At 60.1% G+C, this 21,185-nt stretch carries 16 protein-coding genes; 3 read left to right on the top strand and 13 right to left on the bottom strand.

The features are described from left to right. Positions 1–25 precede the first annotated feature (25 nt). On the bottom strand, positions 26–955 hold the full coding sequence (locus tag NG895_RS16375) for a nucleoside hydrolase (protein WP_252853601.1): 930 nt from the start codon (positions 953–955) through the stop codon (positions 26–28). A 135-nt stretch (positions 956–1,090) separates the two neighbouring features. On the opposite strand from NG895_RS16375, the gene trpD reads away from it, so the two are divergent. Beyond that, positions 1,091–2,116, top strand: coding sequence for an anthranilate phosphoribosyltransferase (trpD, locus tag NG895_RS16370; RefSeq protein WP_252853600.1), 1,026 nt, complete (start codon positions 1,091–1,093; stop codon positions 2,114–2,116). A 6-nt stretch (positions 2,117–2,122) separates the two neighbouring features. Here trpD and NG895_RS16365 read toward each other — a convergent pair whose 3' ends face one another. From NG895_RS16365 to NG895_RS16330, 8 genes are all read right to left on the bottom strand, one after another. Continuing rightward, on the bottom strand, positions 2,123–3,415 hold the full coding sequence (locus tag NG895_RS16365) for a DUF5722 domain-containing protein (RefSeq protein ID WP_252853599.1): 1,293 nt from the start codon (positions 3,413–3,415) through the stop codon (positions 2,123–2,125). Positions 3,416–3,434: 19 nt separating this feature from the next. Then, on the bottom strand, positions 3,435–4,937 hold the full coding sequence (locus NG895_RS16360; protein WP_252853598.1) for a DUF1501 domain-containing protein: 1,503 nt from the start codon (positions 4,935–4,937) through the stop codon (positions 3,435–3,437). A gap of 36 nt (positions 4,938–4,973) precedes the next feature. Further along, entirely contained in the window at positions 4,974–8,006 is a 3,033-nt protein-coding gene (locus tag NG895_RS16355) for a PSD1 and planctomycete cytochrome C domain-containing protein (RefSeq protein ID WP_252853597.1), read from the bottom strand. 332 nt (positions 8,007–8,338) lie between these two features. After that, positions 8,339–10,123, bottom strand: a complete 1,785-nt coding sequence (locus NG895_RS16350; RefSeq protein ID WP_252853596.1) for an Hsp70 family protein — start codon at positions 10,121–10,123, stop codon at positions 8,339–8,341. A 14-nt stretch (positions 10,124–10,137) separates the two neighbouring features. Beyond that, complete coding sequence (locus NG895_RS16345; protein WP_252853595.1) at positions 10,138–10,689, bottom strand: DUF2760 domain-containing protein; 552 nt, start codon at positions 10,687–10,689, stop codon at positions 10,138–10,140. A gap of 86 nt (positions 10,690–10,775) precedes the next feature. After that, a complete protein-coding gene (gene mgtE / locus NG895_RS16340; protein WP_252853594.1) occupies positions 10,776–12,179 on the bottom strand; it encodes a magnesium transporter in 1,404 nt (467 codons plus the stop codon). Between the two features lie 127 nt (positions 12,180–12,306). Continuing rightward, on the bottom strand, positions 12,307–13,698 hold the full coding sequence (locus NG895_RS16335) for a hypothetical protein (RefSeq protein WP_252853593.1): 1,392 nt from the start codon (positions 13,696–13,698) through the stop codon (positions 12,307–12,309). Between the two features lie 327 nt (positions 13,699–14,025). Further along, positions 14,026–15,216: a serpin family protein gene (locus NG895_RS16330; protein ID WP_252853592.1), complete on the bottom strand. Its 1,191-nt coding sequence runs from the start codon at positions 15,214–15,216 to the stop codon at positions 14,026–14,028. Positions 15,217–15,366: 150 nt separating this feature from the next. On the opposite strand from NG895_RS16330, the gene NG895_RS16325 reads away from it, so the two are divergent. After that, positions 15,367–17,472, top strand: a complete 2,106-nt coding sequence (locus NG895_RS16325; protein ID WP_252853591.1) for a hypothetical protein — start codon at positions 15,367–15,369, stop codon at positions 17,470–17,472. A 185-nt stretch (positions 17,473–17,657) separates the two neighbouring features. Here NG895_RS16325 and NG895_RS16320 read toward each other — a convergent pair whose 3' ends face one another. The 3 genes from NG895_RS16320 to NG895_RS16310 all read right to left on the bottom strand — a co-directional run bounded on the left by NG895_RS16320 (position 17,658) and on the right by NG895_RS16310 (position 18,655). Further along, positions 17,658–18,185, bottom strand: coding sequence for a hypothetical protein (locus tag NG895_RS16320; protein WP_252853590.1), 528 nt, complete (start codon positions 18,183–18,185; stop codon positions 17,658–17,660). A 70-nt stretch (positions 18,186–18,255) separates the two neighbouring features. Beyond that, a complete protein-coding gene (locus NG895_RS16315; protein WP_252853589.1) occupies positions 18,256–18,477 on the bottom strand; it encodes a hypothetical protein in 222 nt (73 codons plus the stop codon). Positions 18,478–18,514: 37 nt separating this feature from the next. Beyond that, positions 18,515–18,655, bottom strand: coding sequence for a hypothetical protein (locus NG895_RS16310; protein WP_252853588.1), 141 nt, complete (start codon positions 18,653–18,655; stop codon positions 18,515–18,517). A gap of 311 nt (positions 18,656–18,966) precedes the next feature. Here NG895_RS16310 and NG895_RS16305 point away from each other — a divergent pair, with 311 nt between their 5' ends. Then, positions 18,967–19,263 carry a hypothetical protein gene (locus NG895_RS16305; RefSeq protein WP_252853587.1) on the top strand — a complete coding sequence of 99 codons (297 nt, stop codon included), beginning with the start codon at positions 18,967–18,969 and terminating at the stop codon, positions 19,261–19,263. A gap of 299 nt (positions 19,264–19,562) precedes the next feature. Here NG895_RS16305 and NG895_RS16300 read toward each other — a convergent pair whose 3' ends face one another. Continuing rightward, entirely contained in the window at positions 19,563–20,327 is a 765-nt protein-coding gene (locus NG895_RS16300; RefSeq protein WP_252853586.1) for a hypothetical protein, read from the bottom strand. Positions 20,328–21,185: the final 858 nt, after the last annotated feature.

Genomic DNA, 21,185 nt, shown 5'->3' with positions numbered 1-21,185 from the left:
TTAGGGCTTGCTGAGCACTCTGGGCTCAAGGAGCCTTGCGGAGCGTGTCGACGATTACCGCTTCGACCGCGGCCGCGTCCATCTCCACGGCCACGTCCATGTTGGGCTGCTCGACGCTGTGCGGACGCCGATCGAATACCGTGGCACCATGGGTGAGCGTGCCGCTGGTCTCGACATCGCCATACAGCCGCTGGGTAGTGAATAGCGACGGACGCATCGCAGCGACCACCGCCACCGCGTCGTGGGCGTTGATGCCTTCGATGCCCAGGTGTTGCCGCGAACTTCGATAGGCTCCGGGCAGGATCTTTTGCAGCAGCTTCGACGTCCGCGATTCAAGCGTCTTGAGCCGTTCGAGGAAGTCGAAGCCCAGCACGATCTCGTTCGTCAGGTCCAGAGGAATCATGGTCTTGGTGACCGGCGACCGGAACACCTGGCTGGCCGCATCGCTGTCGCAATAAATGTTGAACTCGGCAGCGGCCGTGATGTTGCCGGGCGCCGAGACGGTGCCGCCCAGGATGATCAGGTGGCCAATCTTGCTTGCCAGATCGGGCTCGCACCGCAGCAGGTCCGAAATGTTGGACAGCGGGCCCGTAGCCACCACCGTGATGTTGCCCGGCGACTTGCGAATCTCGTCTCCCAACACCTTTACCGAGAGATGCTGGTTAGCCAGCGGCGCGACCTGGAAGTGGGCACCACAAAGACCATCGTCGCCATGCAGGTGGCGGGCGTCGGCCCGCAAGATCTGGTCGGGCGAGGCAGCGCCAATCCGCGGCCAGCGGGGCGGATCGAGTTGTTCAATCAACGCTTGGACATTGCGGCTAGCCAGCTTGGGTTCGACGTTGCCGCCTGTCGCCGTCACGGAAATCACTTCCAACTCTTCGGCCGCAAGCGCCACACACAAGGCGATTGCATCGTCGTAGCCGGGGTCCATGTCCAAGATTACTTTACGGGGCATCAATTCCTCGTGCGGTTGTCACTCGATCCTTGTGGGGTTGCCGACCGCTAGGCTTCGGCTGCAACTTCCTTTATCTTAAACCGCCCAAGATAACACAATGTGGGTTGCGCTTTCCAAGGGATAGGCAGGACGAGAATGAATCCCCAGATTGCTGAGATTGTCGGACGTGTGGTCGGGGGAATCGACCTTACCATGGCAGAAATGCAGGGTGCCATGGACCTGATGATGGAGGGGACCTCGACCGACGAGGAAATCTCACTGCTGCTCACTGGTCTGGCCGCCAAGGGCGAAACCGTCGACGAAGTGGCCGGGGCCGCTGCCTCCATGCGGAGCCACATGACCACCATTCGCTCTTCCCGCGCGGGTGTGCTCGATACCTGTGGCACTGGAGGGGGTGGCTCGCAGACCTTTAACATCAGTACCACCGCCGCCATCGTAGCCGCCGCCGCGGGTGTGCCCGTGGCCAAGCACGGCAATCGTAGTGTAACCAGTCGCAGTGGTTCAGCCGACGTGTTAGCAGCCCTGGGGGTGAATCTCGACGCCACGCGGGAGCAGGTTGAAGCGTGCCTCGACGAACTGGGATTGTGCTTCTGTTTTGCCCCGCTTGCCCATCCTTCCATGCGGCATGTAGCCCCCGTGCGAAAGAAACTTGGCATCCGCACCGTGTTTAATTTGCTCGGTCCGCTCGCCAATCCCGCTGGTGCCGAGTTCCAACTGCTGGGCGCTGGCCTGGCGAATCAACAGGACTTGCTGGCCCAGGCCATGCACCGGTTGGGCACGAGACGAACTTTGGTCGTCCATGGCGCCGATGGCATGGGCGACGTAACCTGCAGCACCACGACTCGCGTGTTGTCTGTCACGCCCGAGGGGATCGAAGAGTTCGAGTGGTCGCCCGCCGATTTTGGGCTCACCACGTCGCCGCTCGACGCGCTGCAGATCGAAACGCCTGAGGAAAGTGCGGCGCTGGTAAGTCGATTGCTTGCTGGGGAATTGGGCGCTCCGCGCGACGTCGTGGTGCTCAACGCCGCCGCCGGGCTGCTGGCAGCCGGCAAGACTAACGACCCGAAGACTGCCGCCATGAAAGCCGCTGAAGCCATCGACAGTGGCGCCGCAGCCGAACTGCTCAGGCGACTGGGCGAGCGCAGCCACGCCCCGGCCTGAGCGGGGTTACCAACTCTCGCGGCCCACAATGGGTAGCGCGAACTCGAACGCCTCGCGCCACTCTGGCGTGTCGGCCGTGCGGAAGCATTCATAGATCTTCTTTGCCCGGCGGCTGCCATCTGGCTCGCGGGTTCGCAGGCCAAGTCGTAAGCCTCCCTCGTGGGGATGGTCGACATGCCGGTGCAGTATGAACGCGTCGATGCCGTCCAGCTCTGCGATCTTGCGGTACGCGGCGCAGTAGGCGGCCGCTTGAATGGCCTCGCCGTCAGGCCCATCGGGCGTGTGGAAGCCCTGTTCGCTGAGAATCACATGCCGGGGCTGCCCTTGGTAACGCAGTTCGGGCTGAGCCAGATAGCTCGTCAGTTGTTCAAGGTTTTTGAACGTGATCCGCGGTGAGTCGATGGTGGGTAGCGCCGTCTGGTCGTTCCAGAATCGCGGTTCGAACAGGTTCTCTGGGTACGGATGAAAGGCCACGTGCCAGTCAAAGTTGTCGTCGGGCGACTCCTGGCCGCGGCGGGCGAAGTCGTCCAGCAGCTTTCGGCTGGCAAACGCTTGATCGGCATCTGCGGCCGGATAGCGGATACTCCAGTGATGCTCGAGCGAAACATACACCCGCGGCCACGATGCCTGTCGACGCACGGCGTGGTGCACCAGCTTGAGTGTCTGCCAATACACGTCGGCAAGCTCGTCGAACGAAGCCCCACCGATGTTGTTCCAATACCAATGCGAGTTGACCTCGTTGCCGACGATGTAACCCACTACGCGGCCGTGCTCGCCTGAGGGATTCGACCACCGTTCGGCCAGAAAGCCGATCAGTGCTTCCAAGTACCGCCGGCCCTCGTCGGTCTCGATGTTGGGGGCGCCCAGGTGATTGGGCGCGGCGGAGTCGTACTTCGGGTGCAGCATTAACTGGTTGACGGCCGGGTCGCCCGACTCGTACACCAGCAAAATGGCGTAGACCAGCACGCCCTCGTCACTGAGCGTACGAATGGTAGATTCGAGTGCTTCCAAGTAGCCCTTGCGAACCGCGTAAGTGTGGCCGTCTGATTCGAAACTTAGTGTGTCGCCGCCTGCCGGCTGCCCCGCTGGCACGGCCAGGCGGGCTAGGTCGATATTCATCGTGGCGTGCTTCACGCCCAATGCCAGGGCGTCGTCGGCCATCTCGACCTGCAGGCCCTTCTTTGATGTGGCCGTGGGAAACTCACCTTGATACTTCGATTCGATGGTTTGTGCCGATGTCAGCTGGCTCATGCACAGCAGAGCCACGGCGAGGAAGAACCGTTCCATGGGTGTTATCATCCAATCCAGTCTCGCTCGATTATCCCAGCACGGGCGTTACCACACGTGCTTCTTCCACGCCCGTCAAACGTTGATCGAGGCCGCGGAACTTGATGCTCAGCTTCTCGTGATCGATGCCCAATTGATGCAGGATCGTGGCATTCAAGTCTCGGATGTGAACGGCACCGTCTTCGAATTTATCGGTCGGTGCGCCCGAGGCATCGACGATGTTACAGCCGTAATCGTCGGTCGTGCCGTGGACGACGCCACCTTTCACTCCGCCGCCGGCCATCCAGACGGTGAAGCAGCCCGGATGATGGTCGCGGCCGTACGTTTTATCGGTCAGCGCTCCCTGGCAGTAAATGGTGCGTCCGAACTCGCCACCCCAGATCACCAGGGTGTCGTCCAGCAGTCCACGGTTTTTCAAGTCCTGCACCAGTGCCCAACTTGGCTGATCGACGTCGCGACATTGGTTGGGCAGGTCGACCGGGATGTTGAAGTGTTGATCCCACCCGCGATGGAATATCTGGGTGAAGCGTACACCGCGCTCGACCATGCGACGCGCGAGCAGACAGCTTGCGGCGAACGTGCCCGGCTTTTGTACATCAGGGCCGTACATGTCGAGCACGTGGTCGGGCTCGTCGGAGATGTCGGTCAGTTCCGGTACCGATGTTTGCATCCGGTAGGCCATCTCGTACTGCGCGATGCGGGCCGACGTTTCCGGGTCGGCGTATTGTTCGTAGTGATCCTGGTTGAACGCGGCAATGGAATCGAGCACGCGTCGGCGGTCGCTGGCGTCAACGCCTGGAGGGTTGGAGAGGAATAGTACGGGGTCGCCGGCTGAACGGAGTGCCACGCCCTGGTGCTTGCTGGGCAGGAAGCCAGTGCCCCACAGCCGGTTGTACAAGGCTTGAGCCTCCTGCCGGCCGGTCCAACTGGGGGTCATCACCACAAACGAAGGCAGATCGGCGTTTTCGCTCCCCAGGCCGTAGCTGAGCCACGCTCCCAGGCTCGGGTAGCCCGGTAGCTGATTGCCTGTGTTGATGTAGGTGATGGCCGGGTCGTGATTGATGGCCTCGGTCCACATCGAGCGGATGATGGAAATGTCGTCCACCATCTTGGCCGTATAGGGCAGCAGTTCGCTGACCCATGCCCCGCTCTTGCCATGCTGGGCGAACTTATATCGAGTCGGTGCGATGGGAAATGCCGACTGCCCCGATGTCATCGTGGTGACACGCGTCCGCAGGACGGGCGAACCGTCTTCATATTTCTCGCCGCGCAGATCGACCTTCAGCTTGTCGACCATCTTCGGTTTGTAATCGAACAGGTCGGGGGGCGATGGCGCCCCGGCCATGAACAGGTAGATGGCTCGCTTAGCCTTGGGGGCGAAGTGCGGGACCGAAGGAATACCGACGGACGACTTGGCTTGGGCCGTCGGCGCCATACCCATCGACGCCAGAGCCGCCGTGCCCAGCCCCATGGCTCCTTGGGCAAAGAAGTGGCGGCGCGTTAGATGCTGAAGGTATTGCTCAACTGGAGTCATAACCGTGCCTGAAATTGGGGGAAGTTGGGAGAGAACTCACTCCTTAGTGAGTACTTCGTCCAGGTTGAGTACGACGTTGGCTGCCAGAGTCCAGGCCGCAAGTTCCGCGCGGTCGAGTTCTTCGCTGACCGGGGCCACGCCCGTGCCGAGCAGCTTGACGGCCGCTTCGGCATCTTGCTGGTAGCGTGGCAGGCTCTCGTTGTATACGGAGACCAGGCGATCGATCTCCTGCTGGGTGGGCTTACGCAGCAACGACAGTTGCAGCATGGTCTCGGCTATCTTCCCTTGTGGTCCCCCCGCTTCGAGCATCGACCGCTGAGCCAATGCTCGTGCCGCTTCGACGTATTGCGGGTCGTTCAATAGCAGCAGCGCGGCCAATGGAGTGTTGGTTCGTTCGCGGCGTACGACGCAGGCCTCACGCGAAGGAGCGTCGAGTGTGGTCATTTGCGGTGGAGGCGAAGTGCGCTTCCAGAACGTGTAGAGACTGCGGCGATGCACCTTCTCCGCTTCTGTGTCCGCAACGAACAGGCGGGTGTTCGAGCCCGTGTAGGCCACGGCCTTCCACAGGCCGTCGGGCTGCGGAGGTTTGACGCTGGGACCACCCTGCTGGTCGACCAGCAGTCCGCTGACCGCCAGCGCTTGGTCGCGAATCACCTCGGCATCCAGGCGGAATCGTGGTCCTCGAGCCAGGAGGCGATTTCGCGGATCGACCTCCAGCAACTCTGACGTGGTCTTCGACGATTGGCGATACGTTCGTGACATGACGATCTGCTTCACCAGCCGTTTGACGTCCCAACCATGCTCGCGGAAATCAACTGCCAGCCAATCCAGTAGCTCTGGATGGCTGGGCCAGGAGCCCTGCGAACCGAAGTCGTCGGCCGTTTCGACGATGCCGATTCCAAAGAACTGCTGCCAGAATCGATTGACCGTGACCCGCGCCATCAGTGGGTTCTCGGGCATCACCAGCCATTTGGCGTATCCCAGGCGGTCTTGCGTGGCTCCCTCGGGAAGTGGAGGAAGGAACTGTGGCACCTGGCGGGGCAGCGGCCCCGCTTCTTTGTCAGGGGCGTCGTACTGGCCGCGGGCCAGCAGGAACGAGGGCCGCGGCTCGGCCCGCTCCTTCATCACCAGGGTGGTGGGGATCGCCGCTTCCAGTTCGACAATCTTGCTCTGCAACTGGTCGACCTGCTGCTTGAGTTGTTGCACCTCGTCGAGCGGACATTCCTGCAGCCGGTAGTGCTGCTGTAGGCTGGCTTGCTGTTCGGCGTTTCGCTCTTCGCTAGTGACCCGCAGGGCACCCAGTACTTCCGCCGGCATGCCTTCGCGTGCTTCGGGGGGAGTGAAGCAGAAACCGGAAACTCCCCCGTGATTGATCACCTTGATCAACAGTTCGTTGGAACCTTCGGCGAGTTTCAGTTCAACTTGATTCTCGTTGGGCGTAACGCCTCGGCTCTGAGTGGTGCGGAAGATGCGCTTTCCATTTAGATACACTTTGGCGCCATCGTCGGTGCCCAAGCCGATGGTAATGGTTTGTTCCTTGGGAGATACAATCTGGCGATACAGGAACGTGGCGGAGACCTTTTGGCTCAGATCGTTGTGAATCTCTCCGTCGATCCATTCCGGGCGTTCTTGCCACGCCAGCGTCTCTCCATCGGATACTTCGAACGTTTGACCTGGGTCAACGGGCTTGCCTTCGGGGCCATGCCGGCGTGAGCGCAGGTAGCGAACGTCGCTGCGGAACGGTCCCACGCTGTGCCAGAGGCCAAACGCCGCAGCATCGCTATCCGACTGCTCGACCTGCTGCAGAGTGGCGGTCTCCCATTGGTCCTGCAACTCATCTACTTCAGGCCATGGCTGGGCCAGTTTCTTCTCGGCCTCGGCCAACTTGCTTCGCAAGCTGGCGAGTTGCTCGGACTGTTCAGGCGTGGGGGCTTTGATCGTGGGGGCGGGATCGGCCCGATTGTTGTCCATCGCCGGGCCGTCCAGGTTGTTGAAGAACGCGAACGACGAATAGAAGTCGCGCATCGTGATGGGGTCGAACTTGTGGTCGTGGCACACGGCGCAACCCATCGTCAGACCCAGGAACACGGTGCCCGTGGTCGAAACTCGGTCGACCACGTTGCGGACGTACACTTCCTCGGCGATCGAGCCGCCTTCGTTCGTGCTCACGTGGCAGCGGTTGAAGCCCGAGGCGATTTTGTCGTCCAGCGAGGCCGCAGGCATCAGGTCGCCGGCAATTTGCATAACCGTGAATTGATCCCACGGCAGGTTGTTGTTCATCGCGCGGACCACCCAATCGCGGTAGGGCCACATCTCGCGATAGTTATCCAGGTGCAAGCCGTGTGTGTCGCCGTATCGAACCGCGTCCAGCCAGTAGCGCGCCATGTGCTCGCCATAGTGAGGCGAAGCCAACAATCGATCGACCAACCGTTCATAGGCGTCCGGCGACTGGTCGGCCAGGAATGCCTCGACTTCTTCACGCGTAGGCGGCAGGCCCGTCAGGTCGAGCGTCACGCGGCGGATCAGGGTGATGCGATTGGTTTCGTCCGACGGCGCTAGGCCCTCGGCCTCAAGTCGTGCCAAGATGTAGTGATCAATCGGTCCCTGCGGCCAGTCGCTTTGCTCGACCGCGGGCAGCTTGCCCTGCTTGGGAACGATAAACGCCCAGTGGGGCTGGTACTCGGCACCTTGGTCGACCCAACGCTTGAGCAGTTCGATCTCTTCTTTGTTGAGCGACTTCCCCGAGTCGACCGGGGGCATCACCAGGCCCTCGTCATCGCTCGTGATGCGAGCGACCAGTTCGCTTTCGTCGAGTTGGCCGGGAACAATGGCAATGTAGCCCGAGTCGGTTTCGCTGGTGGCTGCCTCGCGCTCATCCAGACGCAGGCCAGCTTCCCGGTGATTCGCATCGGGGCCATGGCATTGGAAGCAGCGATCGCTCAATAGCGGGCGAATCTGCCGATTGTAGCTGATCGGTGCTTCGGCCCCGACCTTGGACGCCGAACCAATCGAAAGCAAAGTGAAACAAGCCGCTGCGAGGAATAACTCAATGCGTTGTCCGCCCTTCATATCGTCGCTGTCTCCGGGGAGGATGGAGAGGTGGGAAGCGATGGGGTGTCCGGTATTCTACACGCTTTGTCTCGGCGGGCAAAACACTTGACGATCCAGCAAGCCCAGAAGCTCTATAACTTATTGTATAAGTCCTTTGGGGCCTTGCTACAGACAAGAATCTCACGAAATGAGCCAATCTAATCCGAAAAATGGCGAAAGGGCCCGCTTCGCAGGAAAAATGCGAGTCTCCGAACACTTTTGCGCAGGCGAAGATCGTAACACGTAGCGGCGATCGTTGGCGTTCGCTTGCCCGCAAAACTCGGTATCGATGTCGTCCACTGCGGCTCGCACTAGGCTTCGCGGACGTTAAACTCCAGCTTCCACCGCTCGTCCGACGTTGTGCTGACGCACCACAGTTCGAACATGCCGAGTTCTGTGATTTGCGATTGAAAGCGGACCGGCACGTACGAATCCTCGGTGTCGGCTGTGCTTTCGAGAGTTGCCTCAAGGGGATCTGTTTCGGTGAGTTCTTCCTCGTCGATGGTCGGGAGCACATCGCCCGGTTGATCGCCGTTGCGAACGGCGGAACTGAAGAACCGGAAGTGGGCCGGCTCGCCGAGTACCAGGCCAATCTCGCCCGAGGGCACGTCGACCGAGGTGCCTTCTTCCATGCCGAACGGCACAACGCACAGCGCCCTCATCGGGCGTGGCATGCCGGGAATGGCCAGGCCAGCCGATTCGATGCCAACGTAGTATGAGCGGGCCACACCGCCGCGGATGCGGACACCGCCATGATCCTTGGTCCAACCATAGAACGCAGCGCCCCGTGCCACGGCATTGTCCAAATCGCGACCACCGGGCAGTTCGGCCGCCGGCGGTGCGTCGCCGGCCCATTTGCCGATAATCTCCAGTACCAGCGAGCGAAGCAAGTTTGCCTTGAACACACCACCGTTGAACAAAACGTGCGTCGGGTAGGCCGCGCCTTGCCCATCGTCGGCGTGCGCCGCGAGAAACGCGGCCAGGTGCCGGGTGATGGCGACGTCCGATTCGAAAGGCAGGCCGATTTCCTGAAAGCCCGACACGCGGCGCTTTTCTGGTCGATCGGCGAGCGTGCACTCGGGAAAGAAACCACCGACCAGCAGTTCGGTGGCCATCGCTCGCGGTACGTCGACCGAAACGGTGCCGCCAATCAGTTTGCTACCGCGTCCCAGCACGGAGATGGAGTGCGACTCCGGCGCCTCGGGCGCCAACAACGTCTCTTTGGCGTCGCGGCACGAGTGCCACAGAGACACCGACTGCCAGGCGTCGAGCTTCACGCCTTGCTCGGCAAACAAGCCCGCCACTTGGTGCGCCAGCGCGAGATCCATATTGTCGCCCCCTACCAGCAAGTGATCTCCCACCGCCAGTCGTTCGAGCGCGAGTTCGCCGTCCACTTCGGCGACGTCCACCAGTGTCAGGTCGGTGGTGCCGCCACCAATGTCGCACACCAGGACGCGATCGCCGGCCTTTAGTTCTTTTCGCCAGTCGTCGCCGCGCTCGGCCAACCAGGAGTAGACGGCCGCTTGTGGTTCTTCGAGCAACACCAGGCTCGCTGGCAGGCCGGCCGCCAGGGCTGCCTCGCGGGTTAGCTCTCGCGCGGCCGCATCGAACGAAGCCGGTACGGTAAGCACTACTTGCTGCTCGGCCAGGGGCGCGTCGGGATACTCGGCCTGCCATGCGGCGGCCAGGTGTTCGAGGTAGCGCTGCGAAGCCGTTAGCGGCGAGACCTTACCAACGTCGCTGGGGGCGTTGTACGGCAATAGCGGCGCGCGTCGATCCACGCGGCTGTGGCACAGCCAGCTCTTGGCGGCCACCACCGTGCGGTCGGGCATCTCGGCCCCCTGGCGACGTGCATGTTCGCCGGTGGAGAACTTTCGTCCCTGTGCCCACGGCAAGTCAAGCGCACCGCCCGCCTCGTGTTCGGGGGCAAGGTACAGGAACGATGGCAGAGACTGGCGACTATCGACCGTGCTGGCGGCCACCAGTTGTGGCACTTGAAGCAATTGCACTTGCGGCGCATCGCCCTCCAGCGGGGCGAAAGCGAGCACACAGTTGGTGGTGCCCAGGTCGATTCCTACCACGTACTTGGCAGTCATGTTTTGGCCCTCCCCTACCCTACTTGAACTTCGGCCGGCGCCACGACCAACGCCGCCTGCTTACTGCCCGACCACTTGGGCACTTCACACTTGGTGGCTTTCCAACCAGCGTGAACCAATTCGCCCGTTACCGGCGGCTGGGCCGATACGTTCCCGGTCAGTCGAAACTCGGCCGCGTCGTAACCTGCCGGAACTTCGATTTGCTCGCCCTCGGTTTTGGCGGCGAACGGCTGCAGGGCAAACATGCGTTCGATCACTTTGCCACAATCCCGCAGCACATCACGGGCCGCTGCACCGATTTGCGCGTCCGAGTACCCATCGAGCGATTCGCTGACGATGTCGACAAACCGCGCCTCGCGCTGCAAAGTGGCCAGCAACGTGATGGCTTCGCTCCGCACCGGTGGCTGCGGCTTTGGCGGCTGCGGTTTGGGAGGTTCGGGCTTGGCGGGTTCCGCTTGGGCGGGCTCTGCCGCTGGGGCGGCAAGCTGCAATTGCTTGACGCCTGCCGCAAAATCGCGGTTAAAGAGAACCTGAAAAAACGACTGTATAGCAAGCCAGAGGCGCATTGGGAGTGCTCCGGGGTGGGGTTATGCTTCAGCGTCCCAAGCTACCCCCCCGGCCCCCTGCTCGCCAAGGGACCATGCTGTTGCGGCTAGACCAGGTATTCCAGCATCACGGTGGCCAGTCCCAATACCAGGAAGAACCCGCACATGTCGGTCACCGTGGTCAGGATTGGCCCCGATGCCAGCGCGGGATCGACTCCGCGAGCCTTCAGGATCAGGGGTAGCGAACTGCCAATCAGCACGGCCACCAGCGTATTGGTTCCCAGGGCCACGGCCACTACCACCCCCAGCCAGGGATTTCCGGCGTACCACCATCCCACCGCCCCCAGCAGGATGCCCAGGGCCAGGCCGTTCAATATTCCCACGGTGAACTCCTTGCGCCACACGCGCCACAGTTCACGCGGCTCGATCAGTCCTAGCGACAGCTCCCGCATGCTAACGGCCACCGCCTGGTTGCCACTGCAGCCGCTCATATCGGAGATAATCGGCAAAAACACAGCCAGCGCAATCACTTGCTCAAGGGTGTTCTGAAAGCCGGCGATCACGCTTGCGGCGACAACGTTCAGCAGGATGTTCACGCTTAGCCACGAGAGCCGCAGCCGCGAGCGTTTGAGGGTGGGCATGGTGCGGATTTCTTCCTGCACGACACCCATCGCCAGGCGGTAATCGCGTTCGGCATTCGATTGGCTTTGCTCGTCCACCGCCGCCCGGGTGACCACGCCCAGTAATCGGCCCCCTGCCTCAACCACTGGCACTCCCAGGAAGGCGTGATCGTCGAAGAACTCGTCGAGTTCCGCAATCGGCGTCTGGGCATCCAACGCTATCGGATCCTCGATCATCAACTCGCCAGCCGTGGCCGAGTCGTCAGCCAGCAGCAGGTCGCGCAGCCGCAACACTCCCACCAGCTTTCGTCCTCGAGCCACGACGTACGCGTACTGGATGTCGAGCTGCCGAAATCGCCCGGCGTCGCTTCGCAGTCGCTGCAGAATCTGCGCGACGGTGGAACTCTCGCGAAACGCCAAGACCTCGGTCTGCATCAAGCCACCGGCCGTGTCCGGATCGTAGCTGACCAGCTGTTGCAGCTTGATCGCATCCGTGGGACTCATTTCCGCCAAAATGGCGTCCGCCTCGTCGTCCGCCAGTGCCGAGACCAGGTCGGCCTGCTTGTTGCTCGGCATGTGCTGGATAATGGCAGCCGAGGTTTCGGGAGGCAGCGCGGCGACCGCCTCGACTGCCTCCACCTCAGGCACATCGATCAGCAGTGCGCTGGCTTGCTGTGGAATGAGGCGTTCCAGCAGGCGGGCCTCGTCTTCGTCCGAGAGCTCGCATACGGCTCGCGCCGCCTCGCGTGGCTCCAATTGCTCGACGTACTGCGAAAGGTCGGCATCGTCGCCCATGCGGACCAACTCGGCCAGTTCCTCCGCCAGTTGTTCTGCGGACTCCAGGGGGTGATCTTCGGGATCGATCGCGGTAGCGGTGGGGGGCGTTTCCAAAGGCGTATTCCTGGGGTGCGGGAGTTACGAATGGGGCTGAACTTCGGCTCTCCAACCTAGCAAACTTACGTCGTTCGCACAGCGTACCCAGCCCGCATTCCTCACTTGCGTTAGTGCTCCCGGCGTCCTACATTGCCGGACGTTCGCCGCGATTGGCGAAATCTCGAACTACAGCGTCAATCCGGAGGACGTCACCATGCCCGACAGCAGTAGCACCCAGTGGCAGCAGACCTTTCTCAACTGGCCCGCGTCGATTTCCCGTCGCGGAGTCCTGACCACGGTGCTGGGTGAGCACATCCCCTTCAAGGGGTTCATGACCACTGACAAGTTGCTGCTGCTCGAGCGATCGAACCCCGACACGCTCGGCGCGAGATTCATCGTGCTGGAATACGGAGCCGTGAATGCCCTGAAGTATATCGACCCGTTGAAGGCCGAGAATTTCAAAGAACTGGGTTTCGTCGGAAAGTTGTCGCAGTAGCCGAGAGGCTCGGTTTGTTTCGCTTTCCACTATGTAGAGCGATGCAAGACCGAGTAGACAGAGCATGATCATGGACGACGGTTCTGGGATGGCCGCAGCGGCCAGGGGCTGATAGCTGGGGGCGAATTGCAATCCCGTTTTCCATGTGGCGTACTGTGCCGCGGCGATGACGCCGCCATCGACATCGTTGGGCAAAGCTCCGGCTGCCGCCCCCCGATGGTTGCGCCACACTGTATAGTCAGCAATGTCGACGATGCCATCGTCGTTGTAGTCACCCGGTAGTTGAGCAACCTCGCTCACGACATAGTTGTCGAAGATTGCAGCGCCGGTCTGATTCAGGGCCTCGGTAGTTGTGTCTGCAGCCAAGGCGGCAATGTCGGCATCGCCAAACGAGTCAAGCACGCCGTCGACGAACAGAATGGGGGAAGGCGTCGCGTACTCGTAGTCGACGGAGATGGCGTACTGGGCTCGTTCGAAGTCCATCCGAATCTGATAGTGATGCCAGTCCTCGGCGACGGTCCATCCTGTTTCGGTTAACGCCCCGGTGCCCGCGTCCTGAAACAGGATATCACGCGTGGAGGCATCAACCCCTAAAGCGGCCAGCAAACTCACTGCAGGGCTCGCGTCGACGGCTTGCACGCCCATGAAGGGGCCGAACACTCCTTCGGCCGCATTGGTCGCTTCGACCTTCATGTCCCAGTCGACCACCACGTAACGCGTGGCAGGCAGCGTGGAGTCCGGGAAGCTCACCAACCACCAGTCGTCCGACCCCGCACCACGCTCGACGCGGAGTCCCTTCGAGTTGTCCACGCCGATGGAGTTCTCCACGGTGGCCGTGCCACCGCCACTTCCTACCGTGAGCCAACTGCTACTGCCGGCAGGCTGACCATCGAGTGCGCCGGCACTGTAGCCTTCCCACCCCTGGGTATCGAGAATCTCACCGGCAGCCATGGCGTGTGGATAGGGCAGCGCCACAACCACCGTCAGCAGTGAGGCTCTGGCGGCTCGGGTAAACAGGGTAAGCACCTTGGGGCCGTCCATCGGTGGGCAACGCTCCGGTGAGGTCGAAGGGGGCTCGTTCGAACCTAAAGACTGCAATCAATGATCATGGCAATGATGCTCGAACTTCGTTCCTGGTGGCGTAAGGTGGCATCCCGTGCAGCTCGAATTGGTTCTCGCAATTCGCTATGTCTCGAAGGCCTGTACATTATCCGCAGAAATGGCGACCGGGCCAATGGCGTGCGGGCTCCCATGAAGTTCTTTTCGGGCAAGTACGAAAAGACCATGTCGACGTTTTATGCGCCACGATCGCGATCGCGCGATATCGCACACTGCAAGAGTCAGCAGAGTTTGGGGAAGGCCGCCGACTCACTTACCACGAACCTCCAGCAACTCCGCATTGCCGAACCATCCCACGAAGTACGGATACTTCTCGCCGCGGCGTTTCATCACTACCAGGAACGGTCGGTCGGCGATGTAGTCGACGTTCTGCTCTTCGTAGGCTGCCTCTGCTGCAGTGGCCAGGGCCGCTTCGGACTCGACGATCGCGCCGCTTTCGTCGAGTTGGAACCGAATCATCTGCCACGCCTGATCGACGAACAGCCCTGCGAGCTTCTCAGAGTTTTTGATCAGCTTGTCCGGCCCTGTAAGCTGCTGGAACGACTCTTTCAGATGGAACAGCACGTTAGGAATCCCCAATCTGTCCGCTCCGCTCACACGGATCTTGCCTTTATAAGCCTTCGTGCGTTCCTCCAGATTGTCGAGCACCGCCTGCAAGTTGTCGGCGTGCGGCAGCACCGCCACGATCACCTGCGTTTCTTCCTGATCGGCCGTCAAATCGAGCGCGAAGGTGGTGAGCCTTCGGGACTTGGGATTGTCGGTGGATTCGCGGAACAGCACTTTGACCTGCGACAGCTGATCGTGGGTAATCTCCTCGTCGTGCCCGGAGTAAAGGCAAAACCCTTCGACGTCGACGGTTTCGCCTGCAGCGTTGGTGAACTCGATAGGGTAAGTGCGTTTCTCGAAAGGCGTGGTGAACTTCGCCGCAGCGCGCAGGTAGGCGTACGCCACCAACCCCTGGGCGCCTTGGAACGCAGGCGGTTCGACGTCAGGGAACCTCTTCGCCATCTGTTGATGAATCTCCTCGACGACGCCCTCATCCGTCGCGCCCGCCACGGCATAGTAGCTGCCCGGCGGCAGCGTGGCCTCGGTCACTGGCGAGTCGTTTAGTCGTTTGGCCACTTGTTCGGCGCCGGCCACCTCAAGCGGTCCCCCTCCGACGTCGTTGCAGGCATAATTCCAGGCCACTTGGAACGTTGCGCACCAGATGGCGTTGCCGGAATTCTCAAGCGGCGAATCAAGTGTTGGCACGATAGTAGTGCCAGCAACCTCACCGGCCGGCAGCAGTGGAGTACGCTCCATCGGTTCGGGCGTGTCGACTTCTGTTTCCACCTCATCGATGGCCGCGCCATTGTTGTCTACGTACTCGGTCTTCCTGCATCCAATCGCCACCAGGGCCACGACGATGAGGACGCCATTTGGACTTGTTGAAGTACGCATACATTGCCCCCTGAAAGAGTTACGCTTGCCAGCAGCTGCATCTTAACCAGCACGTTATCGGTACCACAAACAAGCTTGACCTATTCTTTGCCTAACCGCTACAATCGCGGGACTCAGGGGCTACTCATCCTAAAGCAGGGGATGTGTCTGATGATCGCGCGAACTCTCGCGGCGTTTTTGCTTATTGCGTGTACTACAACTCCGACGGTTGCACTCGAACTGCCCTGGTGGGTCGATTCGGTAAGCGTGTCTCCACCCGGTCTGGGGGGCATCGGTGCCGTGACGCTCGAGGGTACCTGGATCGATACCGGTGCGCCCGATGCCATCTCGCACAGCGTGATCGATGGCCAGTTGCACTTTTCGGTTTCCGCCCCCGACTTGAACGTCGGCACCGGCGACGCCCTTACTCCGTGGAGGTTGACCGAAGAGTTTGGTCCCCTGTTTGCCGACGTAAATGAAATTGTGGGCTCGATTTACTCTGTCGACCCCGCCGACCGCAGCGTGCGAGAACTTGTCAGCGGACCCGATCTGTTGGGCTGGATCTACCCGCCGCCGCGGGGTGAGTTTCATGGCTTGGGCAACCTGGGAGGTCCCGGCGAGTCGAGCGGTGCGTATGACGTTTCGGCCGACGGACAAGTTGTCACCGGTCAAGTGCGTAGCAACGTGTTTACCAGCGAGGGTTACAATCAGGCTTTCGCTTGGTCCAAGTCGACCGGCATGGTCAAAATTGGTCTGCTTCCCGGCGGAGAACAAGGCATGAGCAAGGGCCTCGGCGTCTCGGCCGAGGGCAACTACATAGTCGGCATCTCGACTTCGAAGGACGACATTGGCATCGAGAACCAGGAAGCCTTCCGTTGGTCGCTCGGCGGCGGCATGGAGGGCCTTGGCACCCTGCACGAAGGTTACGCCACCAGCGAGGCCCGGGCCACTTCGCGGAACGGCCGAGTGGTAGTTGGTGTCGACGATTTTTATCCGCCTTCCTTCGCGCCAATCCCTCCGGGGTACAATCAGCGTGCGTTCCGCTACACGGACGAGACGGGGCTAGAGAACCTGGGTACGCTGCCGGAGTACGGTGCCGAGTCGGGTAGTGAAGCGGTCGACGTGTCGGCCAGCGGACGCGTCATCGCCGGCAACGCCTTTCGAACTCCCTCCCCTTTCACCGAAGAACCTTTCTACTTGGACAAAGCTCAGCCATTCCTGTGGACGCGAGACGCGGGCATGGTCGGGTTGGGAAACCCGGGGCGGTTTTTTCCGGCCGATGCCAACTTCCCGATTCCCAAGCAGGAAACCAGCGCCGCCGCCGTTTCCGCCGATGGTAAGACCGTCGTGGGTGTCGATCGCCTGTTGTGGGATCTGAACGTCGATCCCGTCCGCCAATATCCTACCGAGGACGCCGTCAGGTGGACGGAAGATGAGGGCTGGCAGTTCTTGGGACATTTCCAAATGCCGCCCGGGCCCGAGTTCGTCGGCTCCGAAGCGGTCGATGTCTCGGCCGAAACCGGTACCATCGTCGGGCAGGCTTACCTCGTGGCGACCGACGCAACGAATTCTCTGTCCTGGCTGGAAGGCGATCCCGATGGTTTCGGGCGGATCAAGGTTCCCTTCATCTGGGACACCAATCGTGGCATGCGGCCACTCGCCCGGGTGCTGGCCGGCGATTATGGACTCGACCTGGAAGGGTGGCGACTGAACGAAGCGACTGCCATCTCGGACGATGGTTCCACCATCGTGGGCATGGGGCGCAATCCCACCGGCGTGCTCGAGGCGTGGCGTGCCGTGCTGTATCGTGACGCGCGTACTGGCGATACCGACTTCGACGGCGACGTCGACCGAGCGGACGTAGCGACCGTGGTCAGCTACATGGAAGCTCTGTCGGTCGATGACGAAACCTATTGGATGTACGGCGACTTCGACGGCGATGGCATCGTGGGCGAACTCGATCACCAGCTGCTGCTGGCCAACTACGACGGCCGCTCGGTGGGCGACTTCAACGCCGACGGTGTGGTGGATCTTGCCGACTACTCCTTCTGGCGCAACCATTTGGGGGCCGACACCGGCCTGGCCGATGGCAACGGCGACGGCCTCACAACGACGGCCGACTACGACGTCTGGAAGACAAACTTCGGCTTCGTGCTCGGCTCTGGTGAAACCTTGGATGCCGCCGCCATTCCCGAACCAGCAAGCGTCGTGCTTGGCGTACTGGCGGCGCTCGGGATGCTGATGTCGCGAAGGGCCGGCATTCCAGCCGACTGGTAAGTCTAGGCAACGAAGATCAGACGCGGATGAACGCTGATTGAACCGGATCTACGCGGATTTAAGCTTGTCGCTCCACTGCTTTGATTGAATCTGGCAGAGAAGGGAATCTGCGACGATCCGCTCAAATCAGCGAAGATCCGCGTCTGATTTCTTAGGAAAACGGTTTCGCGATCCGTGCTGTACGATCACGGCAGCCGTGCTTTGCATTTAAGGAAGTTGCCACCTACTTCTTTGCCGGCGAGAAAGAGCAGCACGATGTCGTGGTTCTTTCTGATTTTCTCGATGTCGCCCTTGGAGAAACTCAGGCTAATGGTGAAGCTGCCGGAAGTCGCCGACTTATCGATCTTGACGACCTGAAACCCGTAAGCTTTCTCGCCAGGTTCTCCCCACAGGTAAGTCAAGTACTTCGACTTCGAAGGAGGAAATGTCTGGCCATCGCGAAGTTGCCATTTCACCTTCAGGGGGTAGGAGCCGCCCCCCTTCTCACTGATGCCTGGCGTGACAGGTTTGTCTTCGGCGGGCCAGAAGTAGAGTAGGTCTCCTGGTTGGTCGTACTGGCGGAAACCGGAAAACGCTTTATCGGTGACCGACCAGTGCTGGCCCCCCTTTTTCAGTTTCTCTTTGATTTCCTTCTCGGGCAGTTCCCGAGCCATAGCCGGCGCAGCCAGCAGCAGGGCCAATGTGGCGGCAAGTAACTGGTGACGTTTCCCCATATCGACACTCCCTATAGCAGAGTTTTGCCCCTGGCCGAGTTCAGAATACGCCTTGGGCTGCGCCGCGGTTCTACGATTCCGCCCCTTCCCAACGTCGACTTCGCGCAATTCGGCATTCGAGCAACTGCAACCGTGCCTGCTGGGCAGCCGGCGTGTCGATGGCGTCGCAGGCCAGAATCGCCTTACCAAGCTTCGCGGTCTTGCTGCTCCCCTTCACCTCGGCCAGCACAGCCGCTGCCTCGGGCGGGGCCGCTGCAGGGGGACGCGCATCTTGCCGAAAGTAGCCCCGCACCCCCTAAGCCCGATCATTCGTTTTCGGTTAGGGGATTCTACCAAAGGATCGATCGGCTGGGTGTCCCCGTCTTGTGGTTCTCGGTTCGCAGGTACTCGATGACTTGTTGTTGTTCGCGGTTCATCCAACCCGCCAGCAGGGTCAAGTAGAGTTGCCAGGGCTGGAGAATGAATTGCAAGAGATAGGCATTCACAGAGGGGAGAAGCGGGCTGCTCCACATTGAAGCATTCATGCCCGGCGGTCAACCAACTCTCCGTGTGGGATGCCGTGCGATTACCTTAAAATCACCTCCACTTTGGGAAGGTGTAACAATAGCGGAAACGGTATGCCCTGCTGACGTCGAACGAGTTCTCGTCTCGGTGGCGTTCGCTACTCCTAGAATTCCCGTGGTTTGCAGCTCGGTTTAGTTTTTGAACCCTACGGCATGTTTTTGCCGACCACTATCACAAATCCAAAACACTGGAATCCATCGAGCACGAAATCTGTCTGATGCGTGCGATCATTGAAGCCAAGTTGCAGGAGCTACAGGACACCGGCAACGATCCGAATGAAGCCTTGCAGGCCCTGACGCCAGCACTCCAAACGGTCGCGCGACTGGTGAAGACTCAGCAGGAGATTTCCGAGCGATGCAACCAAGCGTTGCGCAAGGACACGCTTGCCGAACTTGCCAAGGTCCTGATTGCTGCCGTTACCGACGAAATCATCGACTTGCCAGAAGGTCCTGAACGGCTGGAGAGAATTGCCAACAGATTCACGACCGCGATCGACCAAGCGACCAATGCGTAAGGCAGTCCGGTTCCACCTGTTGGCTGCTGAAATCGGGTTCGTTCGGGCGTATAACAAGGTCTTCGGCCAGTTGCCCAACTCACCAAAGGAACTGGCCCAGGTAATGCGGGACTGCTCAGTCCGCGACGTAGCCAATGCCTGTAAGTGTCGTTTCGGCGTAGGCTCAAAATCTACTATTCACCGATGGCTTAGGAAAGGTCCGCCGTAAGGTGGCCATGGCGAAGCATGGTGGGGGTTTTATCGTTCAGCGGTTCTTCGCTTCTGGTGAGTCGCGTTGATAGGGTATGTGATGAGGCTTCCTACTTGGCATCACTACGCCCTACACGTTGAATGCCGTCATCTGCTTCGCTTGTGCCATTACCATATCGCCATAACAATTCATTACCAATTGCGGTTTGGAGTTGTGCAACTTGATCAACTCGCTCATAAACCATGTTCGCTGGGCATTCTAACTGAACGTCTGTCCGGAAAAAACCGACAGTCGTATTGGATGATTGGTCGGCGTCATACAATTCGGTCAGCATCGAAAGTTCTTTGGTCGCATCTGATACTTCGCCATTCAGCAACCACTGCGAGCGCAATAGGCCAAAGCTACTGCTGCTCTTACGAACGACAAGTTCCCGACTAGGCGTCAAAAGTGAGGGACTGCTAGTTGGTTTGTTTAGCTCTACTACCTGTCCCACCGGCTTGAACTGGCTGCCCATATACCAAGGTGTAAAACACTTTCTGGTCGTGTGCGTAAGTGGAATATTCCCTTCGAAGCCCTCAAACTCACCGTGCAGGATTATCACTGTTGCAAGGCTACCAGTGACGTTGTGGCGAAGTGTTACGGTCACTTTACCATATAGCTTGCCATACAGCTTACCCTCTTCCCTGTTGCCCTTCATCAGTTCATCGAAATCAGTAAAATGCCAAGATACAACAGCCCATTCATTGAGTGATCGAAGTGAGAGTTGTGCGTGACGCAAGAAGAACTTAGATTCTTGACGTGCCGAAACCACCTCTTCCGAAGGCCGATAGACCCCAACTGCCAGGCCGAGTACTATCGCGACTACAGAAATCAAGAAGAGTAGGCTTTTCAATCGGAACTGATATGCCCCACGCCAGGAGTGGTCACTCAACACCCCTGGAAGAGCTTTTCGGTAAACCTTACCCACTGGCCTTGAGGCATTCATAGTTATCTGTTGCGCCAAAACGGTAGTTTCATTCTAGGCAAACCCTTGATTCCGCAACCGTTTTTCGAGTCAGAGGAACTAAAGGGGACATTCTACTTTTTCTTCAACCCCACTGCCAACGTGGGACATCCAGCCAGACACGGTCTCCAACGGAACCTAAATGTAACGTCGCAAGATCAAGTCTACGCACCAATTAGAACATATCGCGGTGCAGAGAAGTATTTGAGTGTCTCCATTGGCTGAGGTAAAAAAATCGCTGTAGAAATCGCGCAGCGATTTGGTCCAATGAGTCTGTGGCGATAGGTCCACACGGCTGTTTGGCAATTTGGAAGATGGCTGTAGGCACTGGGCGACAAGCTGTAGGCCAGAGGCTGGCGCTACCGGTACGCGCCCCCACCCCGGCCCTCCCCCCAACGATTTGGCGATGGGAGGTTTGGTGCAGGGGTAAGCTCCCACAAGCGAAATCGCCCGGGGGAGGGGCATTGCGCTCATTCGCGGAGCGAATGGCCACTATTGGAGTTTTGGGCCAACGGGGTGACCCAAAACACATGTGGGGAACAACGCAGAGGGTTTTGTCGCACCCCCCGTATGGTTTGGCCAAGAAAACAAGGGGTTTCACCACCTGGGGGGGACCAAAACCACAGGGGTTTTGGGCCCATGGAAGTAGATCCCGGAAGTTGGCCCAAAACTTCTGGGCTTGGTACCGCTGGATGGACGGTGTGGAAGTTGCGCCACGATAACGAAAAA

It is taken from the genome of Aeoliella straminimaris (assembly GCF_024054565.1).
In the GTDB taxonomy this organism is placed as follows: domain Bacteria; phylum Planctomycetota; class Planctomycetia; order Pirellulales; family Lacipirellulaceae; genus Aeoliella; species Aeoliella straminimaris.
Note: the sequence above shows the minus strand (reverse complement) of the source record. Positions and strands in the feature narration are given on the sequence as shown.